The following is a 10,634-nucleotide window of genomic DNA, read 5'->3' on the forward strand; positions in this document are numbered from 1 at the left end:
GGCAAGAGCTACTGCGACAGGGTGATGCCCCGATACGGGAAGTCATAGTCCGAGGGCGGAACCGTGAAACCCTTGACCCTCTGGGATGTCGCCCAATAGGTCGGGCGGTACAGGATCGGCGCAAAGTAGGTCTTTTCCCGCAGAACGTCATAAAAGGCCTGCAGCGCCGCCATCTGCGCGTCGGCGCCGACCGCTTCGGTCGCCGCCATGATCAGCGCGTCCAGGCCGGGATCAAGCGCGATCTTGCCGTCCGAGCCGCTTTCGATCGTCGTCAGGAACATCAGCGTCACGGTCCCGAACGGATCGTAAGGCGCCCCGTAGGTCTGGAAGATCGCCATGTCGAAGGCCCGCTTGGGGATTTCGGAATGCCGGGAGGCATAGTCGACCAGGCGGACCGTGACCTCGACCCCGATTTCCCCAAGCTGCTGTTGCAGGATTTCGGCAATCGCCTTCGACCCGGGGATGTGCTCGTCGGACACCAGCAGGTCCACCGCCAGTTTCTGGCCGCCCTTCGACCGGAACGGCGCGCCCGTCCAGCCGGCCGCCTCCAGGATTTGCCTGGCCGCCTCCACGTCGCGAACCGAAGCATCGCGCGGCGTGCCCGACATCGGCACGGTGGGTCCGAACAGGTTTCCCGCCGGCTCGGCGTCACCGTTGAACATGACATCCGCGATGGCAACCCGGTCAAAGCCGATATCGATCGCCTGCCGGACGGCCTGATCGGCAAGTGCCGCATTTCTTTCGGGATTGTAGGAAAGAACCATGGTGATGGAGCTTTGGTTGGTGAAGACGTTCAGCCCCGCCCGGCGCAAGGTGTCCGCTTCCCGCGATGTAAGCCCGGCCAGATAGTCGCCACCCACGACGTCGAGGTCGCCCGCGCGCATCGCATCGACACGGGATCGCGCATCGGGCATCACGATGATCTCGATCTCGGCAAGCGTCGACTTTTCGCCCCAGTAGGCGTCATTGCGCACGAACAGGCTGCCGGAGTCGGAATTTTCCTTCGCGATCCATTGCCCGGTGCCGACCGGGGCGATCATCTTGCCCTCGGCATCGACGGAATCGGGCGACAGGAAGCGCACCGGCCGGACATAGCTCAGCTCGTACATCAGGCCGGGCACCGGTTGCGAAAACGCGATCTCGATCGTGGCGTCGTCGATCTTCCGGATGCCCGCGAAATACTTGGAGGCGTTGATCCAGGAGTTGTCCTCGATCCCCAGCCAGAGTTTCAGATTCCAGATGGCCGAATCGGCGTTGAAGGGTGTTCCGTCGGAGAAGCTGACGTTCTGGCGCAGCTTGAACGTGACCTTCTTTTCGTCTCCCGAAGAGCTCCACGACTCGGCAAGGCATGGCACGGGCGTGCCGCCGACGCCGTAGCGCACCAGCGGTTCGTAGATCAGATCCTGCAGGTGAAACAGCGCCACATAGTCGCGGGCATCAAGATTGGCCGAGGCCTTGCCTGCTGCAACACGCAGCCTGCCCGTCAGACCCTCGGCCAGCGCGGCCGTAAACACACCTTGCAGCCCCAACGCCACAGGGGTGGTCAGGAGCGTCGTCATCAAATGGCGGCGTGTCAGTGTCATTGGCCTTACTCCTTGTTTCTTGTTGATCATTTTTCCTTGGACAGGCAGGCCTGCCACCGCCGACGGCAATCGGAGACGTTCGTGACCCGCAGATTGGTGGGCTCTGCCGAGACGAACCGCATGCGATTCCGTTCGGACGATACCGTCAGCAGCCTTCCCCAGTTGATCTTCATACTTTGACATCGCACATCCTTCGCTGTCTAATACTAAGGTCACCGGCTTCTATGCCAATTAGTTATGGGTTAGGCACATGGATGTTCAGCAGATCGAGGCATATCAGGCCGTCATGACCTACGGCACGACCTCGCGCGCCGCCGAACTTCTCGGCGTTTCGCAGCCCGCGATCAGCAAGGCCATCATATCGCTGGAGAGGTCGATCGGCTTCAAGCTGTTCGACCGGGAAAAGGGGCGCCTGATCCCGAGTGCCGAAGGGCAACTCTTCTTTCGCGAGGTCGAGATATCGCTGGCCGGCATTGCGAAGCTGCGTAGTGCGGCGGCGCGGATCCGCGACTTCGGGTCAGGCGATCTTCGCATCGCCTGCCTTTCCGCCTTCAGCACGAATCTGGTTCCCAGGGCCATCGGTCGATTCCGCAGAAAAAACCCCGAGATTGTAATCTCATTCGTCGTTCGAGAATCCTCGGCCATCCGCGACCTCGTGGCGTCCAACCACCTTGACCTGGCCATCACTGCGGACGAGATCAACAAGAGCGGCGTGGAGGCTTTGCCTTTTGCCGATGTTCGCGCGATGCTGGCCCTCCAGCCTGGCCATCCCCTGCGGCACAAGGACGTGATCGAGCCTTCGGACCTCGATCAGTTGCCCTTTGTTGCCCTCGCGCCCGAAGACACGACGCGCCGGGAAGCGGAAGCCATCTTTGCGAAACACGGTGTCTCCCCACGCGTTGTGGTGGAAACGGCCTATTCCTCGACGATCTGTGCGCTGGTCCTCGCTGGCAACGGCTGCGGCATCGTCGACCCCATCAACGCGGCGGGCTATGTCGAACGCGGTCTCATTCTCAAACCGTTCAGACCGGCCATCCACTTCAGGACATTGATGCTGTTTCCACCCAAGAAGCGGTCATGGGTGGTGGAGCAGATGGTCGAAGCCCTTTGCCGCGAACGGGAGAGTTTGATCCAGCTGGACGAAAACGGCCCGTGGCGCCAATGTTCTTAAAAGGATCTGCTCATCGCGGTGCGTGCGAGATCGATGAAACGCCGCGCCGGCATCGACAGCGTCTCCTCGCCGAGATGGGCCACGACCACCGCTTGCATCGGCTCCTGGCTGGCGATGGGACGGCAGATGAGCAATTCGCCATCATAGCTGATGTCGGGCTCTGGTCTGACGCAGGACAGGCCCACACCCCAGCCATTCGCGACAAGTCCGCGCTGCATTTCGAAGCTCGGCACAAGCTGGATTGACTTAATGTCCAGCCGGCGCTTGCGAAACATCTGGACGAAATAGTCAAGCGTTACCGGAAAATTTTCGATGATGACGCGCTCTGCCACAAGACTTTCGAGGTTGACCCGCTCGGCCATGGCGAGAGGATGATGCACTGACAGCAGGACATGTGGCGACAACCGGTCAATCACATGCCGCGCGATTCCGTGGCGCTGCAAGTCGATGTCGTAGGTGATTGCCACCTCGCTGCGGCCATCGCGAATTTGGGCCACGACCTCTGCCAGGTCGCCTTCTGCCAGTCGATACGTCAGCGTCGGGTGATGCCTCGCAAGTCCAGTGAGCAGCTTGGGCAGATAAATCGATCCAAGATCACGAAAGGATGTGATCGAAACCTCGGCATTCTCCAAGGAGTCGTGGTCGAAGCTGGCGATGCGTGACGCTGAGGCCAGGGTGGTTCGGGCCTCGACCAGCAGCCGGCGCCCGGCCGGTGTAATCGCCAGTCTCTGCCCAGCCTGGCGCATGAACAACGCGCGGCCGAGTATCGCTTCCAACTCTGAAATCGCTACCGAGACCGACGGTTGCGAGACGTTGCGGGCGGCGGCGGCGGCCGTGACGCTGCCCCGTTCGGCGACTGCCACGAAGTATTCCAGCTGGCGCAGGGTGAATGGTATAGGCATTGCCTAATCATGCTTTCGGGGAATTTACTTCCTGCTATTTCCCTTTCCCGTCTAACATAGCCTGACAACCAGTGAAACAGCGGAGAGCGGGACATGGAGACGGTCGAATTGTTGAAGCAACGCGCCACCGAACGCGCGCGGCAAGTCGTGGGACCGGCCGAAATCGAGGCCTATCGCTGCGACGGCGCAGTGTGCTTGCGGGGAATCTTTTTGCCGGACGAGGTGGAGCTTTGCCGCGCCGGCATCGCTGCCAACATGGCTGCGCCCAGCGAGCGCGCGAATGTCGCAAGCCGCCCCGACGACCCCGGCTACTTCATCGAGGATTTTTGCAACTGGCAGACGAACCGCAGCTATCATGACTTTATCTTCAACTCGGCCGCCGCCGCAGCCGCGGGTCTGCTGATGGACTGCGATGCGGTACGCCTTTTCCATGACCATCTGCTGGTCAAGGAGCCGAACACCCGTGCCAAAACCCCATGGCATCAGGATCAGCCCTACTACAACATCGAAGGAAAGCAGAATTGCAGCGTCTGGGCACCGATGGACAAGGTTGCCCGTGCCGCGACCCTCGAGTTCATCGCCGGCACGCATGCGGGCCCCTGGCTGATGCCGCGATCGTTCATGTCGAGCGAGGCAATGTGGTTCCCGGAAGGCAGCCTTGCGGACCTGCCGGACATCGAAGCCGACCGCTCGGCATTCAACATCATAGGCTGGGAACTCGAGCCCGGCGATGCCGTCTTCTTCCACATGCTTGCGCTCCACGCGGCGGCCGGTGTCAGCACGGGCCGCCGACGGGTTCTCTCGATCCGCTTCATGGGTGACGACATCACCCACGCGCCCCGGCGTTGGAGAACATCCCCGCACTTTCCCGGTCTCGAGGAAGAGCTTCCCGCCGGGTCGCCGATGGTCCATCCGCTGTTCCCCGTCCTTTGGGAGAAGCAGGCCGCGCCGGACAACGGTAGTGCGCACCATCAATGTTGAAAACGGAAATTCCAAAAGCGCGAAATCGCGATCGCGCCCGAACTTGATGTTGTCAAACCCACCCTCTGCGCCTCACGGCACTGACGTGAACAAAAGGAACGATGCCACGGACGGCCTCCCGACAAGGACCGGCCGAGCGGTTCGCCGGTCTCGGACGGATTGACCCGCTGGGCATCCCGGCGGCACCCGACCGCGTCCAAGGCGCGCCGCGAGGTGGCGCCACGCGAGACGGAATAATGCGAAGATAGTGCCTGAATGCGGAGGTGCCCATTGAAGGCGGCCTACTGGCATGGATGGCGCCGCCGGCGCGCCTCTGCGCCTGGCGAAGATGCGGCCTAGAAATAGCCGAGGATGGATTTGACCTCGAGATATTCCAGCATGCCCTCGACCCCATATTCGCGTCCGTTTCCGGACTGCTTGAATCCGCCAAACGGCGCGTGCGGATCCCAGGCCGGGTAGTTGAGATGCACCTGACCGGAACGGATCTGCGACGCGACGTCCCTGATGACGTCCAAGTCCTTGCCCTGCACATGGGCTCCTAACCCGTAGACCGTATCGTTGGCGATGGTGACGGCCTCGTCGACTGTATCGTAGGGGATGATGCAGAGAACCGGCCCGAAGACCTCTTCCTGCGCAATACGCATATGCGTGTGCACGTCGGAAAAGATGGTCGGCTTTACATAGAGCCCGACATCCAAACCGCCCGGCCGACCCGCTCCGCCGGTCAGAAGCTTCGCGCCTTCCGAGATGCCGACGCCGATCATGGTTTGAATGCGGTCGAATTGGGCACGGTTGGCGATTGCACCATGCGTTGAGGCTTCGCAAAGAGGATCGCCAACGACGATCTCGGCTGCGACCCTCTTGGCGATTGCCTCGATCTCGGACAGCAGCACGCGTGGTACGATCATGCGCGTCGGGGCGCTGCATGACTGGCCGAGATTGCGGAAGGCGGCGGCTATGCCCAGAGAAACCCCGCGATCGAGATCGGCGTCCGGCAGGATCACATTTGGTGACTTGCCACCCAGCTCCTGCGCGACACGTTTCACAGTCGGCGCTGCCGCCTGGGCCACCGCAATGCCAGCGCGGGTGGAGCCGGTAATGGAAATCATGTCGACATCGGGATGGGAGGCGAGACCAGCACCCACGCCCGGACCGTAACCTTGCACGAGGTTGAACACCCCAGTCGGGAAACCGGCTTCCTCGATCGCCTCGGCGAACAGCAGGGCGTCCAGGGGAGAAAGCTCGCTTGGCTTCAGCACGATCGTGCAGCCTGCCGCGAGCGCCGGCGAAACCTTGGCGGTGATCTGGTAAAGCGGCCAGTTCCACGGAGTAATCAGTGCGCAGACACCGATCGGTTCGTAGGTGACGGCCGTTTGCCCCCGCTGCTTGACGAAGGTAAAGGCTGTCAGCACATCACGCGCAACCTTAACATGCGCGATCGCCAGCGGCACCTGGGCGCTGCGCGCATAGCCGATCGCCGCGCCCATTTCGAGGCTCAGGCATTGAGCCAGCAGTTCGCCGCGCGCCTCGAGCAGCACTTGCAGGCGATCGAGCAGACCCGCGCGGTATTCCGGCTTGGTACGGCTCCAGCTGGGGAACGCCCGGCGGGCCGCTGAAACGGCTGCGTCCACGTCCCCGCTATTGCCAAACGGAAACTGGCTCACAACCTCTTCTGTGGCGGGATTGATGACGACGCCCTTGGCGGTGCCGCTCGGCTCGACCCACTGACCATCGATGAAGAACTTGTCCAGGTGGCCGTTGCGCGACAGGTGTTCGAGGGGCGTCATCAGCCGACAAGGTCCTTCATGCGGTAATAGGCGCCGAGAACCGGCAGGAACCAGGGACGCCCGAAATAGCCGGGGATCGCCGGCCAGTTGAAATCCTTCCAGGGATTCAAGTCGGGGCGCCCATCCATGACATCAGTCATGGTGCTGCCTATCGGCGTCGACATATCCAGCCCGTAAGAGGTAAACTTCATTTTCTTGACCACCAGTGCTGATTTGAGTGGGGCGGCATCCAAGGCATAGTTGCGCGCCTACCAGCCGCGCATCCGCTCCCAACGCGCTTCAATCTTTGGGCTCTCGCCGTTAACGACGCTATAGAAATCATGCTGGGCCGCCATCGCACACGCATGGTTGGGGAGAATCCGCACTCGAGACCCGAGCGGCAACTCAGGCATGGACTTTCCAGAGCCAGCACGAATGGCGAGGATACCGTGTTCCTGGCTGGCCTGGGCCACGATCACATCGTCAAGCACCCGCCCCTTTTCGTCGCAGACCACGCCGTAACCCTGATCGATCTGCTGGTTTGCGGTTCCCCGGTCGCGCGAAAGCGCCATCCACCCGGCGTCGACCAGCACCCATCCCTTTTCCGGCTTCGGGCCGATCACCGTGGCCAGTACGGAAATCGCGATATCGTCGCGGTCGCAGACCCCAACCCCGTGCTGGACGAGATCGAAGAACATGTAGACCCCGGCGCGCAACTCCGTGACACCCTTGAGATTCTGGGCGAAATGCGCTGTCGGCGTCGAGCCGACGCTGACGATCGGGCAGGCATGGCCGTGGGCGCGCAAGATCTCAGCTGCGCGCACGGTGGCTGAACGCTCGTTCTCCGCTGCCCTGACCAGTGCATCGGGCGTGTTCAAGCCGTAGGATTCGCCCGCATGAGCGAGAACCCCGACGAGCTTGGCACCGGCAGCGACGACCCTGCTGGCCACGTCGGGCAATCTCGGGTCGTCCGGCTTCAATCCGCCGCGATGGTCATCGCAGTCCAGTTCGATGAAGACCGATGGCGTCATGCCGGTGGCTTGGCGCGCGTCGGCCAAGACATCGGCCTGCTCCACAGTATCGAGCAACAGCTTCACATCAGCGCCGGTACGGCGACAAAGCTCCATGGCGCGCCTGGCCGAAGCCGGCGAGATGCCGACCGCATAAGTGATGTCGCGAAAGCCGTGGTCCGCGAAATACTCCGCCTCGGCGATGGTCGAGACCGTGATCGGACCGGGCTCGCGAGGGAACGCATATCGGGCGACGTCGATGCTTTTGGCCGTCTTCATATGCGGGCGCAGCACCACGCCAAGCTTCTTGGCACGCTCAGCCAGCCGTTGAATGTTGCGTTCGAGCCGACCGCCGTCCAGGAGCAGCGTCGGGGTCACCAGGGCGTCGATCGTCCTAGCCGTCTCACGCACTGCAAGGTTTGCCGCCATCTTGTTCATAATCTCGTTTCCTAAGTGAACGATTGGTTTGCCAACGCATACATATGGGCTAGTCCCTCGGCGACGGGTCGTTGTCCTTTGACCATGGCGGTCGCAGCACCGGATCGCTGCAGGCCAAGACTCTCAAGCCAGTCGCCCAATCCATCTTCGGCATAGACGTCGATGCGAACAAATTGACCGTGAAGCTTAGAAAGCTGCGCCAAGATCAAAAGCCGCGCGTCCTCCACGCTTTCGGCCGCACAGGGGCCGACGACATAGCCGCGGCCGAACTTCCTGGCGATGGCGTAGCCTGCAACCCGCCCCGCGCGCTCGATAACGACGACCTTGCCCGCATTGGCAAGCGCCGCCACCAACAACGACCGGGGCATGCCCATGGCCCGTTCGTCGAAAGCCTGGATCGCCGCGAGGTCAGAGACCGTCGCTTGACGGATGCCAGTGGTAGTCTGGGTCACGGCAACAGTCAGTTGGCCCTGATGCTGAAGTACAGTGCCCCAGGCAGTGAAGCCGCGCCGCTTATAGAGCGCGAGCCCCTCATCAGTCGAATTGAGCAGCACGTTGCGACCGCGTGTCGCCTGAAGCAATCCATCAAATAGGCGGGCGCCGTTGCCGCCGCCTTGCGCCGAGCCAGTGACTATGATCATCCCGGCCGTGGCATAGGCCTGTCCGTAGTTCCAGGACATAGCAGTCCCAATCAGCTGTCCTGCCCGCTCGAGGACCAGACCATTGCCCACCATCGCCGCAAATTCCCAATCCTCCAGGCGATAGGGCCAGCCCATTTCCTGTGACAGCATCAGCGCGCCCGGCAAATGGCGGGTTTCCAGTTTCATCAGCTCGATCGGAGTGCTGACGTTGTCTCTGTCATGCTCTATGGTCATGAGTGCAGCGCTGTCATTTGGTCCCAAGTCAGATTGAACTCGCTCAGAGTCGCCTCCAACTGACAGATTTCGCTGCTGTTTTGCCCCTTCAATTCAGCGGGATTATTCGTTTTAAGCAGTTCCTCGGCATGCCAAACTGCTTAAATCGGGCGAGGAATGTGTGGCAGCTTGAAGCGCCCCACGTGGTCGTCCCGCGAACAGCGTGACGTCCGCACCATTCACAACGGATGCATCTCATCCTCTGCAAAGCATAGCCGCACTCCCCTAGCGATGAGCTGCTTAGTGCTCAGGAGGAATTTTGGATGATCTACATCAGCGAAGAAGAGTCAGCCGCCCTTGTCACCCATGAACTTGCCTTCGAGGCGGCGCGGGAGGCTCTCGTGGCAGCAGCATCGGGGCAGAGCTGGGTCTTCCCTGCTGTGATCGGGCGCACACGGGAGGCGAGCAATACCTTCTCTATCAAATCCGGGTCGTCGGACGACCTGACCGGAGTGAAAATCGGCTCCTTCTGGTCTGGCAACCCGGCACGCGGCCTTCCCCGCCACAACTCCACAATCGTTCTGCTCGATCAGCATTCAGGTCGGCTCCGCGCCGTTATCGAGGCCGGGAAGGTCAACGCCTACAGGACGGCCGCAGCCGACGCGGTTGCTGCCGATTTTCTTGCGCGCAAGCAAGCCAAGGTTCTGGTGATATTCGGCGCCGGCAACCAGGCGGGCTTCGAAGTGATGGCGCTGGCACGCATCCGCCCAATCGAAACCGTGCTGGTCGTCGCCCGGCCTTCACCACGGCGCGACGCTTTTCTCGATCAGATCGGGAAAAGGGGCCTGGAGGCGCGCGCAACCTTGCCAGAAGAAGCCGTGCGCGCGGCCGACATCGTGGTGACGGCGACACCCGCCCGCGAACCGCTGTTCGATGCCGATTGGGTGGGACCCGGAACCCATGTCGTCAGCATGGGGTCGGATGCTCCGGGCAAGTGCGAATTGCCGAGAGAACTATTTTCCAGGGCACGTCTCTTTTGTGATCTGCTTTCCCAGTCCGTCCAGATCGGCGAGTTCCAACATGTGCGCGACGAGATCGACGCCGGCCTGCTTGCGATAACGCCAATCGGCGACGTCATTGAAAGGCGTGCCCCCGGACGCCGCTTCGACAATGACATCACGGTCTTCGACAGTTCTGGAATTTCCCTGCAGGACCTCTACGTGGCCGAGGCGCTGATCCGCGCGAAAGCGTCCCACCACTGATCGGCTTGGCACCGACAGGTCCCAGCCCCGACGGTTTTTTTCCGCTGCACTGGAAAAAAACCTATACAGCCGAGCCGTGCTTCAAGGCGCCGCATGAGCTCAAGACTCCAGCCCACCGCCAACGACCACATCGCAACCAAGTCCCAAATTCGATAGCCCTGAGTGAGAAACCAGCGTCATCGTCGCTATCAGAATTCTGCCCTGGAGGTTCATGCCCGCAGATGGCGAGCCTTGGAGGCGAGCCCCGAGCGCCGCCTACCAATCCATCACCACCTTGCCGGAACTGCCGCTGCGCATGGCATCAAACCCGGCCTGGAAATCGTCGATGCCGATACGGTGGGTGATCAGGCCGCTGACATCCAGTGGGCCTTGCACCAGCGCAATCATCTTGTACCAGGTCTCGAACATCTCGCGGCCGTAGATGCCCTTCAGATGCAGCATCTTGAAGATGACCTTGTTCCAGTCGATCTCGAAGCCGGTCGGCGCAATGCCGAGGATGGCGATCTTGCCGCCATTGTTCATGGTGTCGATCATGTCGCGGAAGGCAGGTGCCGCACCCGACATTTCCAGGCCGACGTCAAAACCCTCGGTCATGCCGAGCGCCGGCATGATTTCGCGCAGCTTTTCCTTGGACGCATCGACGACATGCTGGACGCCGAGCTTTTTT

Annotated in this window: 10 protein-coding genes; 3 read left to right on the forward strand and 7 right to left on the reverse strand. The window is 61.5% G+C overall.

Annotation, left to right across the window (positions count from 1 at the left end; genetic code table 11):
* Positions 1-8: 8 nt before the first annotated feature.
* Positions 9-1,583, reverse strand: a complete 1,575-nt coding sequence (locus MESS4_RS18125; protein WP_006333712.1) for an ABC transporter substrate-binding protein — start codon at positions 1,581-1,583, stop codon at positions 9-11.
* Positions 1,584-1,833: 250 nt separating this feature from the next.
* Between MESS4_RS18125 and MESS4_RS18130 the strand changes: the two genes are divergently transcribed.
* The gene (locus MESS4_RS18130) at positions 1,834-2,754 is read left to right on the forward strand and encodes a LysR substrate-binding domain-containing protein (protein WP_006333713.1); all 921 of its coding nucleotides are present in this window, start codon (positions 1,834-1,836) and stop codon (positions 2,752-2,754) included.
* On the opposite strand, the gene MESS4_RS18135 is transcribed toward MESS4_RS18130, so the two are convergent.
* Positions 2,751-3,656 carry a LysR family transcriptional regulator gene (locus MESS4_RS18135; protein ID WP_006333722.1) on the reverse strand — a complete coding sequence of 302 codons (906 nt, stop codon included), beginning with the start codon at positions 3,654-3,656 and terminating at the stop codon, positions 2,751-2,753. The two genes, MESS4_RS18130 and MESS4_RS18135, sit on opposite strands and share 4 nt — an antisense overlap.
* A gap of 93 nt (positions 3,657-3,749) precedes the next feature.
* On the opposite strand from MESS4_RS18135, the gene MESS4_RS18140 reads away from it, so the two are divergent.
* Entirely contained in the window at positions 3,750-4,637 is an 888-nt protein-coding gene (locus MESS4_RS18140) for a phytanoyl-CoA dioxygenase family protein (RefSeq protein WP_006333723.1), read from the forward strand.
* A 335-nt stretch (positions 4,638-4,972) separates the two neighbouring features.
* On the opposite strand, the gene MESS4_RS18145 is transcribed toward MESS4_RS18140, so the two are convergent.
* From MESS4_RS18145 to MESS4_RS18155, 4 genes are read right to left on the reverse strand one after another with little or no spacing between them, the layout of a single operon-like run.
* Positions 4,973-6,427 carry an aldehyde dehydrogenase family protein gene (locus tag MESS4_RS18145; protein ID WP_036241543.1) on the reverse strand — a complete coding sequence of 485 codons (1,455 nt, stop codon included), beginning with the start codon at positions 6,425-6,427 and terminating at the stop codon, positions 4,973-4,975.
* Entirely contained in the window at positions 6,424-6,615 is a 192-nt protein-coding gene (locus tag MESS4_RS33590; protein ID WP_244441156.1) for a hypothetical protein, read from the reverse strand. The genes MESS4_RS18145 and MESS4_RS33590 overlap by 4 nt, the downstream gene beginning before the upstream one ends.
* Before the next feature lie 57 nt (positions 6,616-6,672).
* Positions 6,673-7,842: an alanine racemase gene (locus tag MESS4_RS18150; protein WP_036241561.1), complete on the reverse strand. Its 1,170-nt coding sequence runs from the start codon at positions 7,840-7,842 to the stop codon at positions 6,673-6,675.
* 20 nt (positions 7,843-7,862) lie between these two features.
* Entirely contained in the window at positions 7,863-8,678 is an 816-nt protein-coding gene (locus MESS4_RS18155; RefSeq protein WP_244441157.1) for a GNAT family N-acetyltransferase, read from the reverse strand.
* Between the two features lie 350 nt (positions 8,679-9,028).
* On the opposite strand from MESS4_RS18155, the gene MESS4_RS18160 reads away from it, so the two are divergent.
* Complete coding sequence (locus MESS4_RS18160) at positions 9,029-9,967, forward strand: ornithine cyclodeaminase family protein (RefSeq protein ID WP_006333730.1); 939 nt, start codon at positions 9,029-9,031, stop codon at positions 9,965-9,967.
* A 255-nt stretch (positions 9,968-10,222) separates the two neighbouring features.
* Here the strand turns inward: MESS4_RS18160 and MESS4_RS18165 are convergent.
* Positions 10,223-10,634 (reverse strand): zinc-binding dehydrogenase (locus MESS4_RS18165; RefSeq protein ID WP_036241544.1); only part of this gene is annotated, 412 nt, incomplete at its 5' end.

Origin of the sequence: Mesorhizobium sp. STM 4661 (assembly GCF_000359125.1) — a bacterium.
Taxonomy (GTDB): domain Bacteria; phylum Pseudomonadota; class Alphaproteobacteria; order Rhizobiales; family Rhizobiaceae; genus Mesorhizobium.

Coding starts and splice junctions, on each gene's coding strand:
- MESS4_RS18130 (WP_006333713.1), top strand. CDS start 1,834: ATGGATGTTCAGCAGATCGAGGCATATCAGGCCGTCATGACCTACGGC.
- MESS4_RS18160 (WP_006333730.1), top strand. CDS start 9,029: ATGATCTACATCAGCGAAGAAGAGTCAGCCGCCCTTGTCACCCATGAA.
- MESS4_RS18155 (WP_244441157.1), bottom strand. CDS start 8,678: ATGAAACTGGAAACCCGCCATTTGCCGGGCGCGCTGATGCTGTCACAG.
- MESS4_RS18125 (WP_006333712.1), bottom strand. CDS start 1,583: ATGACACTGACACGCCGCCATTTGATGACGACGCTCCTGACCACCCCT.
- MESS4_RS33590 (WP_244441156.1), bottom strand. CDS start 6,615: ATGAAGTTTACCTCTTACGGGCTGGATATGTCGACGCCGATAGGCAGC.
- MESS4_RS18135 (WP_006333722.1), bottom strand. CDS start 3,656: ATGCCTATACCATTCACCCTGCGCCAGCTGGAATACTTCGTGGCAGTC.
- MESS4_RS18140 (WP_006333723.1), top strand. CDS start 3,750: ATGGAGACGGTCGAATTGTTGAAGCAACGCGCCACCGAACGCGCGCGG.
- MESS4_RS18150 (WP_036241561.1), bottom strand. CDS start 7,842: ATGGCGGCAAACCTTGCAGTGCGTGAGACGGCTAGGACGATCGACGCC.